The following is a 21,375-nucleotide window of genomic DNA, read 5'->3' on the forward strand; positions in this document are numbered from 1 at the left end:
ATAGCGGAGCAGAGAGAAATAGAAAAGTTATTAAAGGAATAATCCTGGCGGCGATAGAGCGGTGGTCCCACCTGACCCCATACCGAACTCAGAAGTGAAACGCCGATGCGCCGATGGTAGTGTGGGGCTTCCCCATGTGAGAGTAGGACACCGCCAGGTACTGAATGTAGAACCCCGAGCTGAATGGCTTGGGGTTTTTGTTTATGGAGTTTTGTTAAAGATTACTTTGACAATATAAGTGCGGTCAAAATCAGAAGAGTTTTATTAAAAGATGTTTAAATCTTTTAATGAGAAAATATAGGTGGAATGGTACAATCACCAAAATTTTTTATAGGATAAATAACACAAATGGCTCGTAAAAAGAAAAGTCGTAAAATTAGCGATATTATGCCAATTCGTAAATCGGATAAGAAACCTGAAGCACCGAAGTTATCAGGTAAGAAATTAACACGTTATGAATTAGATGCTAAAGCAAGAGAAGATAAGAAAAAACGTAAACATAAAGGTTTAGCATCGGGTTCTCGTCATAGTAACGCTGAGCAAAATAAGCATAATCAAGTCGTTGAACAAAAAGATCCGCGTATTGGCAGTCGTAAAAAGGTTCCACTGATTGTTGAATTTGTGAATAACCCTGAGAAAGGGATGACAATTCCAGCAGTCAAAGAACCGAAAAAACTTGCGCCTGAAGTTGAATTAGAACGCTTAGAAAATAATGAAATTCTAAATGAATTGTTGGATGCCTTAGATGAAGGTAAAACGATTAGTAAAGCAGATCAACAATTTGTGGATGAATGCTTAGATCGTATTGCTCAGTTAATGGAAGAATTGGGTATTCAAGATGAAGAAGAAACAGAGGATGACCTCTATCTAACCTTCGAGAAAATTGATATCAACCAATTCAGATAATTGTCATGTGGCCGATTATTTTAAGTATCATTGCCTTGGGAATTATTGCTGGCGTATCATTTTATGCTTTCAAATTACTTAGGAAGTTACGCCATCAAAACACTATCATTAAACAGGCTAAAATAGCGCGTACAAAACGCCTAAAAGAGAGTATGGTAATTATCGCTAAAGCGATGCAAAATGGAGATTGTAACCATTCAGAAGGGGTGATTCGTTTATCAATGCTTTTACTCCCTTTTGGACAATCTTTGCAGCCATATCAAGCGATGTATGCACTTTATAATATTGTAAAAGAAATGCCTACGCATGAAGCTCGGAAAGCATTGTTAAAAAAAGAAAGAATGAAACTCGATCTTGAGCGAGAAAGTGCAGAAGCAAAATTTGAAGAAGAAATTATGTTGGAGTTACGTCAGTTTTTAAATGATGTAGAAAAATTTGGGGAAGCTTAATGTCTGAAATTATTTGGGATCTTGCGTTAATTCAAAAATATAACCAATCAGGACCTCGTTATACATCTTATCCAACTGCATTAGAATTTAATGAAAGTTACACAAACGAAGATTTTATTGCAGCGGCTAATCGTTATCCGGAAAGACCACTTTCCCTTTACGTACACATTCCGTTTTGTCACAAACTTTGCTATTTCTGTGGCTGTAATAAGGTGATTACTCGTCATCAACATAAGGCGGATATTTATCTTGATTACCTTGAAAAAGAAATCAAAGTGCGCTCAGAATTATTCAAAAATCGTGTTACGACTCAAGTGCATTGGGGCGGTGGTACACCGACTTATTTGACAGAGGAACAATCAGCTCGTTTGATGACGATGCTTAAAGACCATTTTACGATTGCGGATAATGCAGAAGTCAGTATTGAAATGGACCCACGCGAGATTGAACTCGACATGCTTGATCATTTACGCAATATTGGTTTTAACCGAATCAGTATGGGCGTACAAGATTTCAATAAAGCGGTTCAAAAAGCGGTAAACCGTGAACAAGATGAAGAGTTTGTGAATGCATTGCTTGTTCGTGCTCGTGAGTTAGGTTTTCAATCGACGAACCTTGATTTAATTTATGGATTACCACTTCAAAATGTGGAAAGTTTTATGTTTACATTGCATAAAGTGATTGAATTAAATCCAGATCGTTTAAGTATCTTTAACTATGCTCATTTACCAAGTCGATTTGCGGGACAAGCAAAAATTAAAGAAGATCAATTACCGGCACCGGAAACAAAATTAGAAATCTTACAGAAAACGATCGAAACCTTAGGCAATGCAGGCTATAAGTTTATCGGTATGGATCACTTTGCTAAACCAGATGATGAATTAGCAATTGCTCAAGAGAAAGGTGTATTACACCGAAATTTCCAAGGCTATACCACGCAAGAAGAATGTGATTTGCTCGGTTTAGGTGTGTCAGCCATTAGTTTATTGGGTGATACGTATGCTCAAAACCAAAAAGAATTAAAACATTATTATCATGATGTGGAAAATTCAGGAATTGCATTACATAAAGGTTTAGCGATGACAGAAGAGGATTGCTTACGCCGTGATGTGATTAAGCAGTTGATTTGTAACTTTAAGCTTGATTTTGCACCAATTGAAAATCAATATAATATTGATTTCAAAAAGCACTTTGCTGAAGATTTACAGTTATTAAAACCATTACTTGAAGATGGATTAATTTCTGAAACGGAAACAGGCTTACAAGTTTCGCCTAAGGGTCGCTTATTAATCCGTAATATTTGTTTATGCTTTGATACCTATTCAAGAGCAGCGGCAAAACGACAACAGTTCTCTCGAATTATTTAGTTATACAAAAAACGGTCAAGATGTAAGCCTCGACCGTTTTTTATTTCTATCTGTTTATTTTGCAATACTTTCTAGAGCCCATAATTCACTGAGGCTTTCTCTGCGACGAATTAAATGAGCTTTCTCTCCATCCACTAGTACTTCTGCCGTACGTGGACGAGAATTATAGTTTGAAGACATGCTTGCACCATAAGCTCCAGCAGAGCGTTGAGCAATATAATCCCCTTCAGCAATGGCGAGCTCACGCTGTTTACCTAAGAAATCAGAGGTTTCACATACAGGGCCTACAACATCATAAATGGCTTTTTCACGCTCTAAAGTGCGATCAATTTCAATGATGTTCATATAAGCTTCATAGAGCGCTGGACGAATCATATCGTTCATGCCAGTATCGGTAATCGCGAAGTTACGGCTTTCATTACTTTTTAAGTATTGAACTTTAGCCACTAAAATACCCGCATTCGCCGCAATCGCTCGACCAGGTTCTAGAATAATTTCGAGATCTTCATAATCTTTTAATTTATTCAGCAGCGCAGTCGCATAATCACTTGGATGAGGTGGCGTTTCATCAGTATAAGTTACGCCTAAACCACCACCGAGATCTAAGTGTTTTAACGTGATGCCATCTTCTTTTAATTGTTCCATTAAACGAATAAGGCGATCAGTTGCATCTAAGAAGGGTTGTAATTCAGTCAGCTGAGAGCCAATATGGCAATCCATACCCGTAATTTTTACATGAAGTAAGGTTGCAGCTAATTTATAGACTTCACGTGCTTCATCTACGCTCACACCAAATTTATTTTCCTTTAATCCCGTAGAAATGTAAGGGTGAGTATGGGCATCAACATCGGGGTTCACGCGTAAAGAAATAGGGGCTACTTTACCCATTTCACCCGCAATTTGGTTGATATGGTGTAGTTCCGCAATAGATTCCACATTAAAACAACGAATGCCCACTTCTAACGCACGCATAATTTCGGCACGAGATTTTGCCACGCCAGAAAAAACCACTTTTGAAGCCTCTCCGCCAGCTGCTAAGACTCGTTCTAATTCGCCCTGTGAAACAATATCAAAGCCTGAGCCTAATTTTGCCATTACATTCAATATACCAATATTAGAATTAGCTTTTACGGCATAGCAAATTAAGTGTGGATGCTCTCCTAAGGCTGAGTCAAAGGCATGCCAATGGCGCTCAAGCGTAGCGCGCGAATAAATATAAAGCGGTGTGCCGAATTCTTCAGCGAGTTGTTTGACGGGCAAATCTTCAACATAAAGTTGCTCGTTTTTATATTGGAAAAAATCCATGAGGAATCCTTTAAGTGCGGTCAGTTTTTATTGTGTTTTTTGCGTGTTTTGCGGTTGTTCTTTTTCAGGAAAATATAATGGCCCTTTTACACCACAACCTGTCACTAAAGTACAGAATGCACTGAGTAATAAAATAGAAAGTAATTTTTTCATTTTTCAATCTCTCTAATAAGTAAAATCTGCCTTTGCCAACGAGGCGAAAGGCTTTATAATTCACGGCATTCTATCAGATTTAATCGGAAAATTTTATGAATGTTGCAGAATTTCACCAAAATATTGAACAGGTTTGGCAAAAAATTGAAGAAGAGCTAGAGAATCAAGGTTGTGATGTAGATTGCGAAACGCAAGGTTCGGTATTTACCATTACATTTGATGATCGTTCACAAATTGTTATCAATAAGCAAGAACCACTTCTTGAACTTTGGCTTGCGAGCCGTTTGGGCGGATTCCATTTTGCCTATAAAAATAATGATTGGGTGGCAAATGATGGTAAACACTTTTGGGATTCGTTAACCGAGGCGGTTGCTGCTCACGGAGAAACGGTAACATTCTAATGACCGAACTCGCGGAACATGCCCCGCAAAAAACAGACTTAAAAACGACCGCACTTAATACGTTGCGGTCTGTTTTTGGTTACCAATCTTTCCGCAAAGGGCAGGAAGAAGTGATTCACGCTGCGTTAAGCGGTCAGGATGCCTTAGTGGTGATGGCCACAGGAAATGGAAAATCCTTGTGTTATCAAATTCCAGCACTTTGTTTTCCCGGTCTCACATTAGTGATTTCGCCTTTGATCTCTTTAATGAAAGATCAGGTGGATCAACTCCAAGCAAACGGTATTGAAGCCGATTTTCTAAATTCTAGTCAGACGCCAGAACAACAACAGCAAGTTGAAAATAAGCTGATTTCAGGACAATTAAAATTATTATATGTTTCGCCTGAAAAAGTGATGACAAACAGCTTTTTTCAGCTGATTTCTTATGCTCAAATTTCCTTTATCGCCATTGATGAAGCACATTGTATTTCACAGTGGGGGCATGATTTTCGCCCTGAATATACCCAACTTGGCGGGTTAAAAGCAGCGTTTCCAAATGCGCCAATTATGGCATTAACGGCGACAGCGGATTACGCGACGAGACAGGATATTCTCACTCATCTTAAATTAGACAATCCTCACAAATACATAGGCAGTTTTGATCGTCCGAATATTCGTTATACGTTGGAAGAAAAGTTTAAGCCGATGGAGCAGCTTACGCGTTTTGTGTTAGCTCAAAAAGGAAAAAGCGGCATTGTGTATTGCAATAGCCGTTCGAAGGTGGAACGTATAGCAGAAACTTTGCGAAATAAAGGCGTCTCGGCTGCAGCGTATCATGCGGGAATGGAAACTGCACTACGTGAACGCGTTCAGCAAGATTTCCAACGAGACAATGTTCAAGTTGTGGTTGCAACGATTGCGTTTGGCATGGGGATTAATAAATCTAACGTACGTTTTGTTGCCCATTTTGATTTGCCGAGAAGCATTGAATCATATTATCAAGAGACCGGTCGTGCGGGGCGAGATGATTTACCTGCGGAAGCAGTACTTTTCTACGAACCGGCTGATTATGCTTGGTTACAGAAAATTCTGCTTGAAAAGCCAGAGACGCCACAACGTCAAATTGAGCAACATAAATTAGAAGCTATTGGTGAATTTGCTGAAAGTCAGACTTGTCGTCGTTTAGTGTTACTCAATTATTTTGGTGAATATCGTCAAACGCCTTGTCAAAACTGCGATATTTGTCTTGACCCGCCAAAGAAATATGATGGCTTAATTGATGCGCAAAAAGTGATGTCAACGATTTATCGTGTGGGTCAATGTTTCGGTGTGCAATATGTGATTGCGGTATTGCGAGGGATGCATAATCAAAAAATTGTAGAACGCCAACATGATAAGTTAAGTGTTTATGGCATTGGTAAAGATAAAAGCAAAGAACATTGGCAATCCGTGATTCGCCAACTGATTCATCTTGGTTTTATTCAACAAGTGATCGGTGAGTTTAATAGTGCAACGCTTCAGCTCACAGAAAGCGCACGTCCTGTTTTAAAAGGTGAAGTGCCGCTTGAATTAGCGATGCCACGCATTTCATCTATTAATAAAATTGTGCATACGTCTCATAAAAATACGGTAGCAAATTACGATAAAGATCTGTTTGCTCGCTTGCGTTTCTTACGGAAGCAGCTAGCGGATAAGGAAAATATTCCACCTTATATTGTCTTTAACGATGCGACGTTGCAGGAAATGGCACAATACATGCCAACAAGTAATATTGAAATGTTACAAATTAATGGGGTGGGTGCGATCAAATTGGAACGCTTTGGACAGCCGTTTATGGCATTGATTCGAGAGCACAAAGCAATTTTAGAAAAGGCAGAAAAAGAATAAGTGCGGTCAAAAAAAACAAAGAATTTTTCGACCGCACTTTTTTTCTAGCTGGCACTTACATCTTGTTCATCGCGTAATTGACGGTCAAAGACTTGTGCGCAATCATCGGTGCCAGCGCCATACCAAGTCGTATCGCGCAATGCTACTTCACCTTTACGGTATTTTTCCACTTCGCTTTTCTTCACCAAATAGCCCGTTACACGAATCAAATCGGTGTTTTTAAGGTAAGTGGTGATATAGCGGTAACCTTGAGCAAATGAACCATCGATAATATCAACAACGGCATCTAAATGATCCACATAGGTTTGGTCAAAGGCAAACAAATCTCCCGTACCTGATGGGAAGTATTTATGGAATGGCGCCGATTGTTTCAAATGAGCCAGTAACGTTGGTTCTTCACCCACACGAATGCGATGTGCTGGCGCATTACGTTTATCTTCTTCATGATTGCTTGCGCCTACTTGAGCATGTAATAAATAACGATTGCCCGTGCGTTCAGCATACACTCCTTCATGGTTATCCGTGACTTCTTTTAATTTATCCATAATCAAGGTTGCAATTTCATCACCGCGTTGGCTTTTACCAAAGGTTTCGTTTAAGCCTTCTTGTTGCAATAAATGATTTGTCGCATCTGCAAGTCCTACAATGGCAAACATCCCCGTAAAATTAGTCCGTTTGATAAAACCTTCTTTTTCGAGGAATGAGGTATTAAAGAAGTTGCTTTCTTCTACTACAAATTTATGGCGTTTATCCATTGTGGAGAGCGCACATTTTGCTACACGAGGTAAAAGCTCATTGACCATTTCATCCACAGTTTTACAGGCGCGAGCGATAGTCCCTAAGCGCAAGCGAGTGAGGGTATAAGCCCCGCCGCATTCGGGCAGTGCGTTATAGCAACTTGCAATACCATATTGTTCGCCTAAGTCAGAAATGTAGTAAGCATCATTGGCAAAAGACGGTTTAGAAACTAATAAGCACGCTTTTGCCGCTAATTCTGCAAATTCACGACTTGTTTTACTTTTATCGTAACGAATGGTCATATTGGGTGTTGGTGCTTCTAGCTCAATCACCGCTTTTAAAATCAAACGCCCTGCTTTGGTGTCATAAGGGCCAATATTGGCATGACAGAATGAATCTGGCACAGTTTTATCCACATGATTTAAGAAACGTTTAATTTTGATGTAGTCTTGTTCTTCATCGGTAATAAACGGATCAAGTAGCATGTCTAAACGCCCAATATAAACCGGAAATGTGGTAATTGATGGCACATGAGAATATAAAATCAATAAGCCATCTAATGCTTCATCAAGATCTTTTGGCGCGGGCAATTCAAGGAATTCACAGCCTTTTTTAATATACACATTGTAATCCGGCAAAATATAACGTGGGCGATAAATCGCATAGCCTTCATTTAAATCACAGATCATTTGATTTTGAAGGAATTGCCATTCTTCATCCGTGTAACCTAATAATTCACGAGGGTCAAATAATCGCTCGGCAATATTGCCTAAACACATGAGTTTTTGTTGATAGGTGAGCGTGTTGGATTTTACGGTATCCAAAATATCTTGAAGAGATGCAAGCATAATAATGTCCTGATTAAAAAGGGTAGCTTATTTTAAGTCAGTGAATGAGTGATGACAATTTTGACAATGTGATCTGCATCACATTTATGATATTTATCAGTCAATTCGGTTATATCATATGACGTTAAAATGTTTGGGTTTTATTGGGTTTCCCATTATGATGTCGGCGTTAAACATAAACAGGAATAATATGAAAAAAGCACGGGTGATTCCCCACACCAGTTGGGCAGCCAAATCGCTATGGTCAGTCGAAGGTAAAACGATGTCGATGCTCTTATTTGCATTGGCAATACTGGGCATTGGAGATGGCTTGATTGTGCTTGCTAATTTGGGTTCTTCACCTTGGACCGTGCTTTCTCAAGGTGTGGCATTACAAGCTAAAGTGAGTATCGGTTGGTCATCATTTTGGATTAGCTGTTTGGTGATGTTAGCCTGGATTCCCCTCAAATTAAGGCTTGGGCTTGGCACTATTCTGAATATCATTGTGATTGCCTTTTTCCTTGGCTTAACCACGAAAATTGTGCCGGAACCAACCGCACTTTTTAGCCGAATTTTATTTGGTGGAATTGGGCTTTTACTCTATGGATTAGGGACGGCATTGTATTTAACCTGTCATCAGGGGGCAGGCCCGCGGGATGGTTTAATGGTGGGGCTTTGTCAACGTCTTCATTTAAAAGTGGGGATTGTGAGAACAAGCCTTGAAGTGTCGGTTTGTGTATTAGGTTATATTCTCGGCGGCACAGTCGGGATTGGTACCGTTGTTTTTGCCGCCGCAATAGGTTGGATTGTGCAGTTATGCTTAAACTCAATTGCTCGCTTGCCACATCTTTCGCACGAAGGGGATAATGTCCACTAAGGCATCATCAATAGAAATCAAACCTAAGTTCATTTCGTCTTTCCCTTTTGGCGGGCAGAAAGCAAGGTGTTTGTCTGCATCGTTAATCGGTTTCCAACGACGAGGCTGAGATGAGCGACTATTTGGATAGAATCCGATTGTTGGCACATTGAATGCACTGCTTAAATGCAATGGTCCAGTTGAGCCTGCAATGAATAAATCCGCACAAGCCAGAGAATGTGCAAAATCAACCAATCCTTTATTCTTATCGTAAACAACCACATTTTGGCTGTCGATTTTTGCCGCTAACTCATGGGCTTTTTCACTTTCACCAGGTCCTGCTGTTAAGATAATCTGGCAATCAAATTCACTTAACAAACCTTGTATCAATTGAGCATATTGTGTCAACGAAAGACTTGTTGCTGAACCACCTGTTCCGCTATGCACAAATACCCATTTTTTATCTGCCGATAAACCGAATTGTTCTTGAAGAAAAACACGTTGATTTTTAACCGCACTTTCAGGAAGTGAAAGGTAAGGTGGTTTGGGTTCCACAATCGGCATGTTATGTTTCTTTAAGAACGTTCGAGCCAGATCTTGATTGTATTCTGCTTCAGATTTTTCTGAGCGTGAACGGCGTTGTGTTAAACGATGGTTATAAAGGATTTGCACCCATTTTGTCGCAGGCGCAAGACGATAAGGAATCCCACTTTTCCAGGCTAATTTACCGTTATGGGTATTGGAAAAGAAGCTAATCATGCCATCAAATTGCTGCTCTTTGATTTCTTTAACAAGCCGATTGAAATCCGCTTTGTCGTTCTTGGCACTATCAATGATGACATCATCTAAATAGGGGCAAATTTGGGCGAGCGGGGCAGTATAAGCCGGCACAAGTGCGGTCAGTTTTAGCTCGGGATTGGAGGCTTTCAACATCGCAAAAGCAGGGAATGCTTGAACAAAGTCGCCTAGTTTATCGTTGCGAATGACTAAAATTTTCATTATTCTGCCTTCTGATGTGTTCGTATTGCAGCATAAAATACAATCGTTAAGAAAAAGTAAAAAATAGTACCTGAATTATGAACTAAGAAACCTTGGCTTAAGCCATAAATCATCACAGATAAAATATGGGCAACGCCTAACGTTGCAATTAGCTTGATCTCATTATTTGCTGTTTTCAGGTTTTTCATAAAGGTACATAGAGGGATAAATAAAACAGCAAGCAAGGCGAGTAACCCAACAATTCCTCGTTTGGATAGGTCATCTAAATATTGGTTATGGGCATGAGTAAATTGCCCAATGTTACCTGTGGCAATTTTTTCTTTTGTTTCTTGTTTACGTTTTTCTGTTGCCCCTTGAATGCCCCAACCAAATAAAGGCTTTTCTTTTGCCATTGCAATCGCACTTTTCCACATTTCAAAACGAGCGCCTAGAGAGGTGTTTCCATTATTTTTGTCTAGATAAAGTTGGATATCTTTTTGAGCAACATTAATTCGTTCCATGATGCGGTTATTTGGCATTTGGCTAATGCCAACGCTTGCTATAGCAATGATTCCAAAGAAAGTCAGGAAAAAACGTTTTGAAAGAGAATGGCGATAAATATAAAGGATAACAATAAGTAAGACGGGAAGTGCCACCCACCCGCCTCGAGCGGTAGAAAGCAAACTTCCTACGATGCCACATAAACCACCAATCACACTAAGGGCGGTCAGTTTTACGTCTTTTTTCTGATGGGCATAGAGAGCAATAATTAGGCTCAAAATGCCTAATGACATCGAAATATCACCACCTTGAATATGCATAATTCGAGGGTTTTGCTCCGGACGTAGATTCAAGATAAATTTATCATAAAGTGCTACGCAAAGGGAAATAATGCTACCAAGCGGAATAGAGTAACTTAAAACGCAAGTTTTGATAGGGTATTTTAATAATAAAAGTAAAACAGGAACAAAGAAAACAACGCGGCTTGCAGTATCAAGATCGCGCATTTTCCCCCCATTAATGCAGAGAGAAAGTACAAATGTAAGAAAATAAAAAAGGTAGCTATAAATTAACCATTTATCAACTTTCGATAAGTTTAAAAGTGGTTTCTTGATCAAAGCATAAACGCCATAACCTAAACCGATTAACATCAATAGAGCAGGCGCAGCATTATATCCACCTTTGACAATAAATATCGAAAGAAAGAAAAGCGTTACCGCAAAGTTTATTAGGGTGGCTAACCAATTTTGTTTTGTTATTTGCATAGATAATGGCCGATGTTTAGATTATGTAAAACTAAAAAACCGCACTAACAAAGTGCGGTTTCATTTTAGTCTATTTTTATGGATTATAAAACATCAACGCAGTTTAAGTCTTCGAAAGATTGTTCTAAGCGTTTAGACATTGACTCTTCCATTTTACGTAACCAAACACGTGGGTCGTAGTATTTTTTGTTTGGTACATCAGGACCTTCAGGGTTACCTAATTGACCTTGGAGGTATGCTTCGTTTGCTTTATAGAAACTTAAGATACCATTCCATGCAGCCCATTGAGTATCCGTATCGATATTCATTTTGATTGCACCGTAGCTAATTGCTTCGCGGATTTCTTCGCGGCTAGAACCTGAACCACCGTGGAAGACGAAGTTGATTGGTTTAGCAGGAAGATTGCGTTCTTTTGCAACGAACTCTTGTGACGCACCTAAAATAGATGGTTTTAATTTTACGTTACCTGGTTTGTAAACACCATGTACGTTACCGAATGCTGCAGCAACGGTAAAATTAGGGCTTACAGGGTTTAATTGGTCGTAAACATAAAGCACATCAGATGGTTGAGTGTATAAGCGAGATTCATCGACATCTGAGTTATCCACGCCGTCTTCTTCCCCACCGGTAATACCGATTTCGATTTCAAGGGTCATACCTAACTTGTCCATACGAGCAAGGTATTCACGGCAGATTGCCATGTTTTCTTCCATTGGCTCTTCAGATAAATCAAGCATGTGAGAAGAGAATAATGGACGGCCAGTTTCTGCAAAGTGTTTTTCACCCGCTTCAAGTAAGCCATCGATCCATGGAAGTAATTTTTTCGCCGCGTGGTCGGTATGAAGAATAACTGGAACACCGTATTCTTTGGCTAAAGTATGAACGTGTTTCGCACCTGCGATTGCACCTAAAACGTCTGGACGTGCACCGCTTGTTGGTTTGATACCTTTACCTGCGTAGAAAGCTGCACCACCGTTTGAGAATTGGATAATTACTGGCGCTTTCACACGTGCAGCAGTTTCCAATACAGCATTTACGGAGTCAGAGCCCACGCAGTTTACTGCAGGGATCGCGAAGTTGTTTGCTTTGGCATAAGCAAAGATTTTTTGAACATCTTCACCTGTTACTACGCCAGGTTTTACGATATCTAATAATTTAGCCATTTTTACTTTTTCCTTATATGTTTGGGAGGATTAAATCCATCATTGACGTTTGTGAGAAGGTGATCACTTTTTAAACATAGGTCGCTTAAGATAAATACGCTCCATTGTCTTGTCAGAATGCCATTTAGCAGATCTTGGACACTTAGCTAAATAACCTTGAGAGGTGCCTGTATTTTGATCTGCAATATTATGAATACATTCCAACTGTGCTTGTCGCTCCAAACTGGAGCCAGATAAGTGCCTTGTATTGTAGACACTGGAACTTCCATCACTACAAGCAGTTAATAATATAACACTAACTAATAGACAGGGAGCTGAGGCTTTAGGCTTATTTATCATAAACTAGACCTTAGATTAGCAATTTTTTCCAATTAACCGTTCGCACGTTTTTCAAGAATTTCTACTGCAGGTAATACTTTACCTTCAACGAATTCTAAGAATGCACCGCCACCGGTAGAGATGTAAGAGATTTTATCTGCAATACCGAATAAATCGATAGCCGCTAAAGTATCACCGCCACCTGCGATAGAGAATGCATCGCTGTTTGCAATCGCGTGAGAAATGATTTCAGTCCCTTTACGGAAGTTAGGGAATTCAAACACGCCAACTGGACCATTCCATAAAACAGTTTTTGCATTTTTGATGATTTCAGCTAATTGTTCAGCAGATTTGTCACCGATATCGAAGATAGATTCATCATCTTTCACTTCAGTCACTGATTTTTCTGTTGCAGGTGCAGTTTCAGAGAATTCAGTACCTACACGTACATCAACTGGTACTGGAATGTCAGTGCTTGCTGCTAATTCTTTTGCTACAGGGATTAAATCTGCTTCATATAAAGATTTACCCACATTGTGGCCTGCTGCCGCGATGAACGTATTTGCAATACCACCGCCTACGATAATTTGGTCAGCAATTTTTGAAAGAGAGTTTAATACTTCTAATTTAGTGGAAACTTTGGAACCGCCTACGATCGCAACCATCGGGCGAGCAGGTTCTTTTAATGCTTTACCTAACGCATCTAATTCTGCTGCAAGTAATGGACCTGCACAAGCAACCGGTGCAAACTCCGCTACGCCGTAAGTTGATGCTTGCGCACGGTGAGCTGTACCGAATGCATCCATCACGAATACATCGCAAAGTGCGGCATATTTTTTACCTAATTCAGGATCGTTTTTCTTCTCACCTTTGTTCACACGTACGTTTTCTAAAACAACGATTTCGCCTTCTTTAACATCCACACCGTTTAAGTAGTCTTGCACTAAACGCACATTGAAACCTGCATCTTTTAAGTAATCAACAACTGGTTGTAAAGAATCTTCAGGTTTGAATTCCCCTTCAGTTGGACGACCTAAGTGAGAGGTAACCATCACTTTTGCGCCTTTCTCTAAAGCCAGTTTTAACGTCGGGATAGTCGCACGAATACGCGCATCAGATGTTACTTTGCCATCTTTTACTGGCACGTTTAAGTCCGCGCGAATAAATACACGTTTACCTTTTAAATCTAAGTCGGTCATTTTGATTACTGACATAAGCTTTCCTCTTGGGTTAGTTAAAATTAAACGGGGACATTATACCTAGTTCTGACTAGGTTGTAACGATGTAGATCAAATAAAAAAGCGAATTATGCTTATTTTTGGCAATCGATTACTTCCCACTGGCGATTGTAACAAATGAATAGTTCATTATGGCTCGCCCCTAAATAAGCGCCTTTTAATTGCGGATTATGTTGCTTCATCCATTGAAATAATTCTTTACGGCTTAATTGTTCGTTTGGCAAGGAAAGCGATTCAAATAATGCTTTCTCTTGTTTGAAATAAGCTTCTGCTGAATCAAACGCGCAGCTACCGTGTTTTTCCCATTCGCCTTGCAATAATTTTGCGCCTGGCGAGATTGAAAGGTAAGGCTCGAGCGTTTCAATTGGAAGCGGCGCTAAATCACCCTTACAAAAACGAGGGTGATCTGTAACAGAGCGTGCATTCGCATTTTGAGGCCATAAGCCATGCACTACCCAGCCAAATTGATTTTTTGTACTACATTGATATTGCGCTGAATCGGGTAAATTATTGCCATATTGCGCACGTTGTTTTTCACAGAATGCCGGCGACCAAGATAAGGCTAACATATAGTAATCAACTGGGGCATTTTTATTTTGTCCAATGGCATCATCACGCATGATGACATCATAATTACCAAAATCTTGGGTATTTTTGACCGCACTTTGGCTTTGTTGTTGTGTGGTTGTTGGGACGGGTTTTGTGTCTTTTTTGTGTTCAGTGAAATATTGCCAAATACTAAATGCGGCAAGGGCAATAAGGGAAAGAGTGGAAACCTGTTTTTTCATAAAAATCCTGTTTAAATTTTGTCAATTTTGCTTTTGTCGGCTATAATTCGCCGCTTTCTCATATAAAGGAATAGTATGGCGTTACTGATCACAAACAAATGCACAAACTGCGATATGTGTCTCCCCGAATGTCCGAATGAAGCAATTTCAATCGGCGAGGAGATCTATGTGATCGATCCTGTACTTTGTACGGAATGTGTTGGTCATTATGACACGCCAACTTGCCAAAAAGTTTGCCCGATTACAAACTGCATCAAGCCAGATCCTGAGCACCAAGAAAGCGAAGAGCAGCTTTGGGAACGTTTTGTGATGATTCACCATTCAGATAAGTTGTAGAATTTACCTGATCTTTTTCTTTTCGTCCAATGACTATGAATAAAACAAAGTTAATTAAAATCGTCATCATTCTGATTTATCTGTTCAGTCCCATTGATATTTTGCCTGAAGCGGTGCTTGGCCCATTAGGTTTAGTCGATGATGCGGCAGCGATTGCCTTATTAATTCGAATTTTATTGAAAAAATAAAAAGTTGAATAAAATCAACCGCACTTTACTTTTCTTATTCTTGCAAAATTCCTTTAATTTCTCTAAACTACGCGTCGGAAAATTTCTTTCCTCATTATTTCACTTTAAACGCTACCCGTGAGTAGCAAAAGGAACCTCAATCATGACAAACGTCAATCAATATGGCTGGAAAGCCTTGGTTGGATCAGCTGTCGGCTATGCGATGGATGGATTCGATCTTCTTATTCTTGGATTTATGCTTAGTGCCATTTCGGCAGATCTTAATTTAACTCCCGCACAATCTGGCTCATTAGTTACCTGGACTCTTATTGGTGCCGTGGTGGGCGGTATTGTATTTGGTGCATTAAGCGATCGTTATGGGCGTGTACGCGTGCTGACTTGGACAATCGTCCTCTTCGCTGTATTCACCGGTTTATGTGCAATCGCACAAGGCTATTGGGATTTATTAATTTATCGCACCATTGCGGGTATCGGTTTGGGCGGTGAATTTGGTATCGGTATGGCATTAGCCATTGAAGCGTGGCCAGCAAAACACCGTGCAAAAGCAGCGTCTTATGTGGCATTAGGTTGGCAAGTTGGTGTGTTAGCGGCTGCGTTACTCACCCCAGTATTGCTTCCACATATTGGCTGGCGCGGCATGTTCGTTGTTGGTATCTTCCCAGCGTTTGTGGCCTGGTATTTACGTACCCGTTTACACGAACCTGAAATTTTCTCACGAAAACAGACCGCACTTTCTATCCAAAAAATATCCAAATTGGAATCTTTCCAACTCTTAGTAAAAGACAAAGCAACCACAAAAGTGAGCCTAGGTGTAGTAGTGTTAACTTCCGTACAAAACTTTGGTTACTACGGCATTATGATTTGGATGCCAAACTTCTTATCTAAACAACTTGGCTTTAGTTTAACGAAATCAGGTTTATGGACGGCGGTGACCGTATGCGGCATGATGGCAGGGATTTGGATTTTTGGTCGCTTAGCCGATAGAATCGGACGTAAACCAAGTTTCTTATTATTCCAACTTGGTGCAGTGATCAGCATCATCACTTACTCTCAATTAACTGACCCAACGGCAATGTTAGTGGCCGGTGCCTTCTTGGGGATGTTTGTAAACGGCATGATGGGCGGTTATGGCGCGTTAATGGCTGAAGCCTATCCGACAGAAGCGCGTGCAACGGCACAAAATGTGTTATTTAACTTAGGTCGTGCTGTTGGTGGTTTTGGACCAGTTGTTGTCGGGGCGATTGTCTCTGCGTACTCATTCAGTATTGCAATTGCTTTCTTGGCGGTAATTTATGTTATCGACATGGTGGCGACAGTCTTCTTAGTGCCAGAATTAAAAGGCAAAGAATTAAGCTAAGTGCGGTCAAAAAAATTCAAGTTTTTGAAAACATCGGGGTTAAAGCCGATGTTTTTTATTTGTGAAAAATCAGCCAATTTCAACCGCACTTTGTGCTAAACTATGGTCACTTTTTCCAATTTTGAAGAATTATCGTGTACGCTAAACGTTCAGTTTCTACCCGTATTGCTAAATATTTATTTGTGGTCATTATCTTCATGGGCATTATTAGCTCATTGAGTTTTATCGTGATGGCCAGTAATAAATCGGATGCGGAAGCCATTAATATTTCCGGTTCTTTGCGTATGCAAAGTTATCGGCTATTAACGGAAATGGAACGTTCGCTGGATACGGTAGAACAAAATTTAGTGCGTTATCAACGCAGTCTCAATGCCGATGCTTTGCTGACAGTGCAAAATCAGCTTTTTGCGCCATCAGGTGTGAGAGAGTCCTATCAAGAAATCCTTAAACGCTGGACGGTGATGTCCGATTTTGCGCGTAGCCATCAAATTGAAAAATATCACGCCGAACTAAAAAGTTATGTACAAGATGTCGATGATTTCGTGTTGGAATTACAACGCTTTGCTGAACTAAAATGGATTATTGCGGTTTCGGTATTGTGTGTTTCTATGCTATTGATTCTTGCGATGGTGTCTTATGTGATTTGGTATATGAAGCGCGAAGTCGTGAAGCCTTTAGAGCAGATGACCAAAGCCAGCATGCAAGTACAAATGGGGCAGTTTAACCATATCCAGCTTGATACAGAAAGCAATAATGAACTGGGTATTTTAGCGAAAGTGTTTACGCAAATGTCTTCTGAGTTAGGGCGACTTTATTCGCGTTTAGAAGATGCGGTAAATGAGCAAACGCAAAAGTTGCGTCAAACCAACCGCTCTTTAACAACACTTTATCAAAGCTCACAGTTACTTACGCCCACGAAGATTAATGATAAAATTCTCAGCCAAGTGCTCAATCATATTCGTGTCAGCGAACATTTACGCTACATTGAGTTAGAAATTTTCGGATCAGAACATTGGGAAATTTCTTTTGGTCAAAAAGATCCTAAACAATCACTTCAAGTCGAAGAACTTTCCATTGAAAATGAAAACTTAGCAGTGCTCTCATGGCAAGCCGGTTTACCTTGTCCCGATCCGCGAATGATGAAAAACCTAGGACAAATGGTGGCAAAAGCGTTGTATTCACACAAAACGCAACGTCAACAAGAGCAACTCTTATTAATGGAAGAGCGGTCAATTATTGCACGGGAATTACATGACTCGTTGGCTCAAGTATTGTCTTTCTTACAAATTCAATTAACGCTGTTAAAGCATAATTTGAAGAAAGAAGACGAGGAATCAAAAGAAAAAAGTATTGCCATCATTGGTGAATTTGAACAAGCCTTATCAGATGGTTATTCTCAATTACGAGAATTATTGGCGACCTTCCGTTTAACGGTGCAAGAAGCCAATTTACAGGTTGCCTTGGAACAAGTTATCGAAAGTTTGCGCTCACAAACGAAGATGCAAATGACCGTAGAATGCAGTTTGCCCTCACAAAGTTTAAATCCACAAGAATTAGTGCACGTTCTGCAAATTGTACGTGAGGCAACGTTAAATGCGATTAAACACTCAAAAGGCACGCTGATTGAAGTGAAAGCCCATATTAATGCCGAGGGTGAATATGAAATTCTTGTGCAAGATAATGGTGTCGGGATTCCGACATTAGACGAGCCAGAAGGGCATTATGGTTTAAATATCATGACTGAGCGCAGTCGACAATTAAATGCTCAGTTCAGTATTTCAAAAGGGGAGCAAGGTGGTACTATCGTTAAAATCACGCTTCCTCACACGTTTTTTTAAGGAAAGTTAATGCAAAGTTTACAGCCGTTTCACACCTTCAATATTCCGGCAAATGCACGTGAAATTATTGAAGCCACATCGATTGAACAAATCCAACAAGCTTGGCAAAAAGCACAAGCTGAAAATCTACCTGTCTTATTTTTAGGACAAGGCAGCAATATGCTGTTTTTAGACGATTTCCAAGGTGTTGTAATTGTTAACCGTTTATCAGGTATTCAACATACAGAAGATAGTGATTACCATTATTTGCATGTTAATGGTGGCGAAAATTGGCATCAGTTAGTGGAATGGTCGCTCTCTCAAGGGATTGACGGCTTAGAAAATCTCGCACTCATTCCCGGCTGTGCCGGCTCAGCGCCGATTCAAAATATTGGAGCGTATGGCGTAGAATTTAAAGATGTGTGCGATTACGTGGATGTATTGAATCTCAACACGGGCGAACAATTCCGTTTACAGGCGAACGAATGTGAATTTGGTTATCGTGAAAGTATTTTTAAGCATCGCTATGCACAAGGTTATGTGATTACAGCGGTTGGATTGAAATTAGCCAAAAATTGGCAACCAATTTTAAAATATGGCTCATTAGTGAATTTTGATCCTCAAACTGTAACGGCAAAACAAGTGTTTGATGAAGTGTGCCATATTCGCCGCAGTAAATTGCCCGATCCAAAAGAATTTGGCAACGCGGGCAGTTTCTTCAAAAATCCTGTAGTGAGTGCAGAGCAATTTGTGAAAATCCAAAAACAGGTCGAAAATCTACCGCACTTTCCACAACCGGATGGCTCTGTGAAACTTGCAGCAGGTTGGTTAATCGATCAATGCCATTTAAAAGGTTTTCAAATCGGTGGCGCAGCCGTTCATCAACAGCAGGCTTTAGTGCTGATTAATAAAGACAATGCCACTGGGCAGGATGTTGTTAAGTTAGCACATCATATCCGCCAAACCGTGGCAGATAAATTTGGTGTATATTTACAGCCTGAAGTACGCTTTATGGGCGAGAATGGCGAAGTGAATTCAGAGCAAGCCATTAGTTAATTTATAGAGGAAACCAATCATGAACTTTAAAGACATTTTAGAGACTTTACCCACCATTGATCATCTAACAGGTTTAGACGTATTAAACGATGAAACCGTGATTCATCATATTCCTGCTGCACCAGGCAAGTTAGGTTCACTTCGTCTTTATAATGCACTGGCAGAAAAATTTAACGGAAAATTAGACCGCATTTCAGCGCAGCAAGGCATAGAATGGTTTGCAGAGCATGTTGAAGATGCCAAACAAAATCCAGGCAAGCACCCTAACATCGACTTATTGTTTAAAGTCGTCGCGGAAGAATTGAATTATTCACTCATTCCATTAAAATAGTTTAATAAATTTTTTGTAATAAATTTGAACTTTTAATCGCTAAAAACTGTCAAATAGAACAAATTAAAGCTACAATAATTTTAAATATTGTGCTATAACTAGACGATTAATAAGTTGGAGCTTAGCTCCGCATGCTGTGAGGAGAAGAATGAATAAAGAAACTCAAATGATGTTAGTACCTCAAGGTAGCATCGAAGGTTATATTCGAGCAGCAAACGAATATCCGATGCTGACTGCAGAGGAAGAAAAAAGCTTAGCAGAACGTTTGTATTATGAAGGTGATATTGAAGCAGCGAAAAAGTTAGTTTTATCACACTTACGTTTTGTTATTCATGTTGCGCGTGGTTATTCAGGTTATGGATTACCGCAAGCAGATTTAATTCAAGAAGGTAATATCGGATTAATGAAAGCGGTAAAACGTTTTAATCCGGAAGTGGGTGTTCGCCTTGTGTCCTTTGCGGTGCATTGGATCAAAGCTGAAATCCATGAATATGTCCTTCGCAACTGGCGTATTGTGAAAGTCGCGACCACGAAAGCACAACGTAAATTGTTCTTTAACCTACGTAAAACTAAACAACGTTTAGGTTGGTTCAATGAAAACGAAGTGGATATGGTGGCGAATGAGCTTGGTGTGTCAAAAGAAGATGTCATCGAAATGGAATCCCGTATGACAGGGGCTGATGTAGGCTTTGATTTGCCAACAGACGATGATGACGAAGCTTATGCACCTTCTTTATATTTAGAAGATAAAAGCTCAAACTTTGCGGCAGAACTTGAAAGCGAAAACTTTGAAGAACAAGCAACAGAAAAGTTAGGAACAGCTTTAGCAAATCTTGACGAACGTAGCCAAGATATTATCAAAGCGCGTTGGTTAGATGATGATAAAGCCACCCTTCATGATCTTGCAGCAAAATATAATGTGTCTGCAGAACGTATTCGTCAGCTTGAAGCAAACGCACTGAAAAAACTTAAAAGTGCGGTTGATTTCTAAGCCATTTTGATAAAAAGAAAACCTGTCGATTATCGACAGGTTTTTTTATTTATTTCTTTTTGGATTTTCCCCACATTTTATCTTCTTGGCCTCGCCATAAGCGCTGAATATTGTCGTGGTGACGATAAATCAGCAAACAGCAAACTAAGGCAACGGGGAAGGTAAATTCCGGTTTAAGCCACCAAACATAAAACGGTACAAGAAGTGCAGTGATAACCGCACTTAATGAAGAATAGCGACTAATTAAGAAGACTAACAACCACGTACCTAGTGTTGAGCCAGCGACGCCCCAAGAGATGGGTGCAATGGCACCGAATGCAGTCGCTACACCTTTCCCGCCTTTAAACTGAAAGAAAATAGGGAAGATATGTCCTAAACACGCACCCAAGGCAACCATGCCTAATTCAAATTGCGTGAGCCCTAAATAATAACCCGCCCAAACAGGTAACATCCCTTTTAAAATATCGCAAATTAATACTGCGAGCGCTGCCCAACGTCCGCCAATACGCAATACATTGGTCGCACCAGGGTTATGAGAGCCGTTTTTTCGTGGGTCAGGCAAGCCTGCTACCTTACAAATCAAAATTGCACTGGAAATTGAACCCAGTAAATAAGCAAAAATCATATAAAAAAGGGCAAATAGGCTCATTTTGTGCTCCACAATCTTGATTGTATTTGAAAA

22 protein-coding genes and 1 rRNA gene are annotated in these 21,375 nt (G+C 40.0%); 14 read left to right on the forward strand and 9 right to left on the reverse strand.

All coding sequences use genetic code 11. The annotated features are described in order from the left end of the window. The first annotated feature begins 43 nt into the window (after positions 1 to 43). From rrf to hemN, 4 genes are all read left to right on the forward strand, one after another. Positions 44 to 159, forward strand: a 5S ribosomal RNA gene (gene rrf, locus DPV85_RS00005). Between the two features lie 189 nt (positions 160 to 348). Then, positions 349 to 906 (forward strand): Der GTPase-activating protein YihI, encoded by a 558-nt coding sequence (gene yihI / locus DPV85_RS00010; RefSeq protein ID WP_111326284.1) that lies wholly within the window; start codon positions 349 to 351, stop codon positions 904 to 906. A gap of 5 nt (positions 907 to 911) precedes the next feature. Further along, positions 912 to 1,355, forward strand: coding sequence for a DUF2489 domain-containing protein (locus tag DPV85_RS00015; RefSeq protein ID WP_111326286.1), 444 nt, complete (start codon positions 912 to 914; stop codon positions 1,353 to 1,355). Continuing rightward, complete coding sequence (hemN, locus tag DPV85_RS00020) at positions 1,355 to 2,722, forward strand: oxygen-independent coproporphyrinogen III oxidase (RefSeq protein WP_111326288.1); 1,368 nt, start codon at positions 1,355 to 1,357, stop codon at positions 2,720 to 2,722. The genes DPV85_RS00015 and hemN overlap by 1 nt, the downstream gene beginning before the upstream one ends. A 54-nt stretch (positions 2,723 to 2,776) precedes the next feature. Here hemN and lysA read toward each other — a convergent pair whose 3' ends face one another. Continuing rightward, complete coding sequence (lysA, locus tag DPV85_RS00025; RefSeq protein WP_111326290.1) at positions 2,777 to 4,027, reverse strand: diaminopimelate decarboxylase; 1,251 nt, start codon at positions 4,025 to 4,027, stop codon at positions 2,777 to 2,779. Between the two features lie 27 nt (positions 4,028 to 4,054). Then, positions 4,055 to 4,180, reverse strand: a complete 126-nt coding sequence (gene lptM, locus DPV85_RS00030; protein ID WP_111326292.1) for an LPS translocon maturation chaperone LptM — start codon at positions 4,178 to 4,180, stop codon at positions 4,055 to 4,057. Positions 4,181 to 4,275: 95 nt separating this feature from the next. Here lptM and cyaY point away from each other — a divergent pair, with 95 nt between their 5' ends. Together cyaY and recQ are read left to right on the forward strand one after the other, a co-directional pair. After that, complete coding sequence (cyaY, locus tag DPV85_RS00035; protein ID WP_111326293.1) at positions 4,276 to 4,581, forward strand: iron donor protein CyaY; 306 nt, start codon at positions 4,276 to 4,278, stop codon at positions 4,579 to 4,581. Next, on the forward strand, positions 4,581 to 6,446 hold the full coding sequence (gene recQ / locus DPV85_RS00040) for a DNA helicase RecQ (RefSeq protein ID WP_111326295.1): 1,866 nt from the start codon (positions 4,581 to 4,583) through the stop codon (positions 6,444 to 6,446). Before cyaY ends, recQ begins: the two co-directional genes overlap by 1 nt. Positions 6,447 to 6,490: 44 nt before the next feature. On the opposite strand, the gene DPV85_RS00045 is transcribed toward recQ, so the two are convergent. Further along, entirely contained in the window at positions 6,491 to 8,032 is a 1,542-nt protein-coding gene (locus DPV85_RS00045; protein WP_111326296.1) for a YjjI family glycine radical enzyme, read from the reverse strand. A 190-nt stretch (positions 8,033 to 8,222) separates the two neighbouring features. On the opposite strand from DPV85_RS00045, the gene yczE reads away from it, so the two are divergent. Then, entirely contained in the window at positions 8,223 to 8,888 is a 666-nt protein-coding gene (gene yczE, locus DPV85_RS00050) for a membrane protein YczE (RefSeq protein ID WP_111326298.1), read from the forward strand. Here yczE and DPV85_RS00055 read toward each other — a convergent pair. The 5 genes from DPV85_RS00055 to DPV85_RS00080 form a co-directional block, all read right to left on the reverse strand. Beyond that, positions 8,838 to 9,869, reverse strand: coding sequence for a glycosyltransferase family 9 protein (locus DPV85_RS00055; RefSeq protein WP_111326299.1), 1,032 nt, complete (start codon positions 9,867 to 9,869; stop codon positions 8,838 to 8,840). The genes yczE and DPV85_RS00055 overlap by 51 nt on opposite strands. Then, entirely contained in the window at positions 9,866 to 11,110 is a 1,245-nt protein-coding gene (locus DPV85_RS00060) for an O-antigen ligase family protein (protein WP_111326301.1), read from the reverse strand. Before DPV85_RS00060 ends, DPV85_RS00055 begins: the two co-directional genes overlap by 4 nt. An 83-nt stretch (positions 11,111 to 11,193) precedes the next feature. Further along, the gene (gene fbaA, locus DPV85_RS00065; RefSeq protein ID WP_054418981.1) at positions 11,194 to 12,273 is read right to left on the reverse strand and encodes a class II fructose-bisphosphate aldolase; all 1,080 of its coding nucleotides are present in this window, start codon (positions 12,271 to 12,273) and stop codon (positions 11,194 to 11,196) included. 371 nt (positions 12,274 to 12,644) lie between these two features. Further along, positions 12,645 to 13,805 carry a phosphoglycerate kinase gene (pgk, locus tag DPV85_RS00075; RefSeq protein WP_005696971.1) on the reverse strand — a complete coding sequence of 387 codons (1,161 nt, stop codon included), beginning with the start codon at positions 13,803 to 13,805 and terminating at the stop codon, positions 12,645 to 12,647. Between the two features lie 98 nt (positions 13,806 to 13,903). Beyond that, positions 13,904 to 14,617 carry a ribonuclease T2 family protein gene (locus DPV85_RS00080; RefSeq protein WP_111326304.1) on the reverse strand — a complete coding sequence of 238 codons (714 nt, stop codon included), beginning with the start codon at positions 14,615 to 14,617 and terminating at the stop codon, positions 13,904 to 13,906. Between the two features lie 75 nt (positions 14,618 to 14,692). On the opposite strand from DPV85_RS00080, the gene DPV85_RS00085 reads away from it, so the two are divergent. From DPV85_RS00085 to rpoH, 7 genes are all read left to right on the forward strand, one after another. Continuing rightward, entirely contained in the window at positions 14,693 to 14,953 is a 261-nt protein-coding gene (locus DPV85_RS00085; protein ID WP_014064693.1) for a YfhL family 4Fe-4S dicluster ferredoxin, read from the forward strand. Positions 14,954 to 14,988: 35 nt separating this feature from the next. After that, positions 14,989 to 15,141 carry a DUF1232 domain-containing protein gene (locus tag DPV85_RS00090; protein ID WP_111326306.1) on the forward strand — a complete coding sequence of 51 codons (153 nt, stop codon included), beginning with the start codon at positions 14,989 to 14,991 and terminating at the stop codon, positions 15,139 to 15,141. Between the two features lie 142 nt (positions 15,142 to 15,283). Next, positions 15,284 to 16,498, forward strand: a complete 1,215-nt coding sequence (locus DPV85_RS00095; protein WP_111326307.1) for an MFS transporter — start codon at positions 15,284 to 15,286, stop codon at positions 16,496 to 16,498. A gap of 134 nt (positions 16,499 to 16,632) precedes the next feature. Next, positions 16,633 to 18,336 (forward strand): nitrate/nitrite two-component system sensor histidine kinase NarQ, encoded by a 1,704-nt coding sequence (narQ, locus tag DPV85_RS00100; RefSeq protein ID WP_111326309.1) that lies wholly within the window; start codon positions 16,633 to 16,635, stop codon positions 18,334 to 18,336. Between the two features lie 9 nt (positions 18,337 to 18,345). Next, positions 18,346 to 19,371 carry a UDP-N-acetylmuramate dehydrogenase gene (murB, locus tag DPV85_RS00105; protein WP_111326311.1) on the forward strand — a complete coding sequence of 342 codons (1,026 nt, stop codon included), beginning with the start codon at positions 18,346 to 18,348 and terminating at the stop codon, positions 19,369 to 19,371. A gap of 19 nt (positions 19,372 to 19,390) precedes the next feature. Further along, positions 19,391 to 19,702 carry a DUF2322 family protein gene (locus DPV85_RS00110; protein WP_111326312.1) on the forward strand — a complete coding sequence of 104 codons (312 nt, stop codon included), beginning with the start codon at positions 19,391 to 19,393 and terminating at the stop codon, positions 19,700 to 19,702. A 148-nt stretch (positions 19,703 to 19,850) separates the two neighbouring features. Next, on the forward strand, positions 19,851 to 20,693 hold the full coding sequence (gene rpoH, locus DPV85_RS00115; protein WP_049356179.1) for an RNA polymerase sigma factor RpoH: 843 nt from the start codon (positions 19,851 to 19,853) through the stop codon (positions 20,691 to 20,693). Between the two features lie 49 nt (positions 20,694 to 20,742). Here the strand turns inward: rpoH and plsY are convergent, their stop codons facing one another. After that, positions 20,743 to 21,342, reverse strand: a complete 600-nt coding sequence (gene plsY / locus DPV85_RS00120) for a glycerol-3-phosphate 1-O-acyltransferase PlsY (protein WP_014064698.1) — start codon at positions 21,340 to 21,342, stop codon at positions 20,743 to 20,745. Positions 21,343 to 21,375 lie beyond the last annotated feature (33 nt).

Origin of the sequence: Haemophilus parainfluenzae (assembly GCF_003252725.1) — a bacterium.
In the GTDB taxonomy this organism is placed as follows: Bacteria; Pseudomonadota; Gammaproteobacteria; order Enterobacterales; family Pasteurellaceae; genus Haemophilus_D; species Haemophilus_D parainfluenzae_L.

Bases quoted from the DNA above. Each gene is read 5' to 3' on its own strand.
- fbaA (WP_054418981.1), bottom strand. From the start codon at position 12,273: ATGGCTAAATTATTAGATATCGTAAAACCTGGCGTAGTAACAGGTGAA.
- hemN (WP_111326288.1), top strand. From the start codon at position 1,355: ATGTCTGAAATTATTTGGGATCTTGCGTTAATTCAAAAATATAACCAA.
- lysA (WP_111326290.1), bottom strand. From the start codon at position 4,027: ATGGATTTTTTCCAATATAAAAACGAGCAACTTTATGTTGAAGATTTG.
- DPV85_RS00080 (WP_111326304.1), bottom strand. From the start codon at position 14,617: ATGAAAAAACAGGTTTCCACTCTTTCCCTTATTGCCCTTGCCGCATTT.
- rpoH (WP_049356179.1), top strand. From the start codon at position 19,851: ATGAATAAAGAAACTCAAATGATGTTAGTACCTCAAGGTAGCATCGAA.
- DPV85_RS00060 (WP_111326301.1), bottom strand. From the start codon at position 11,110: ATGCAAATAACAAAACAAAATTGGTTAGCCACCCTAATAAACTTTGCG.
- DPV85_RS00085 (WP_014064693.1), top strand. From the start codon at position 14,693: ATGGCGTTACTGATCACAAACAAATGCACAAACTGCGATATGTGTCTC.
- yihI (WP_111326284.1), top strand. From the start codon at position 349: ATGGCTCGTAAAAAGAAAAGTCGTAAAATTAGCGATATTATGCCAATT.
- recQ (WP_111326295.1), top strand. From the start codon at position 4,581: ATGACCGAACTCGCGGAACATGCCCCGCAAAAAACAGACTTAAAAACG.
- DPV85_RS00090 (WP_111326306.1), top strand. From the start codon at position 14,989: ATGAATAAAACAAAGTTAATTAAAATCGTCATCATTCTGATTTATCTG.
- DPV85_RS00015 (WP_111326286.1), top strand. From the start codon at position 912: ATGTGGCCGATTATTTTAAGTATCATTGCCTTGGGAATTATTGCTGGC.
- plsY (WP_014064698.1), bottom strand. From the start codon at position 21,342: ATGAGCCTATTTGCCCTTTTTTATATGATTTTTGCTTATTTACTGGGT.
- lptM (WP_111326292.1), bottom strand. From the start codon at position 4,180: ATGAAAAAATTACTTTCTATTTTATTACTCAGTGCATTCTGTACTTTA.
- DPV85_RS00110 (WP_111326312.1), top strand. From the start codon at position 19,391: ATGAACTTTAAAGACATTTTAGAGACTTTACCCACCATTGATCATCTA.
- pgk (WP_005696971.1), bottom strand. From the start codon at position 13,805: ATGTCAGTAATCAAAATGACCGACTTAGATTTAAAAGGTAAACGTGTA.
- DPV85_RS00045 (WP_111326296.1), bottom strand. From the start codon at position 8,032: ATGCTTGCATCTCTTCAAGATATTTTGGATACCGTAAAATCCAACACG.
- DPV85_RS00095 (WP_111326307.1), top strand. From the start codon at position 15,284: ATGACAAACGTCAATCAATATGGCTGGAAAGCCTTGGTTGGATCAGCT.
- cyaY (WP_111326293.1), top strand. From the start codon at position 4,276: ATGAATGTTGCAGAATTTCACCAAAATATTGAACAGGTTTGGCAAAAA.
- murB (WP_111326311.1), top strand. From the start codon at position 18,346: ATGCAAAGTTTACAGCCGTTTCACACCTTCAATATTCCGGCAAATGCA.
- yczE (WP_111326298.1), top strand. From the start codon at position 8,223: ATGAAAAAAGCACGGGTGATTCCCCACACCAGTTGGGCAGCCAAATCG.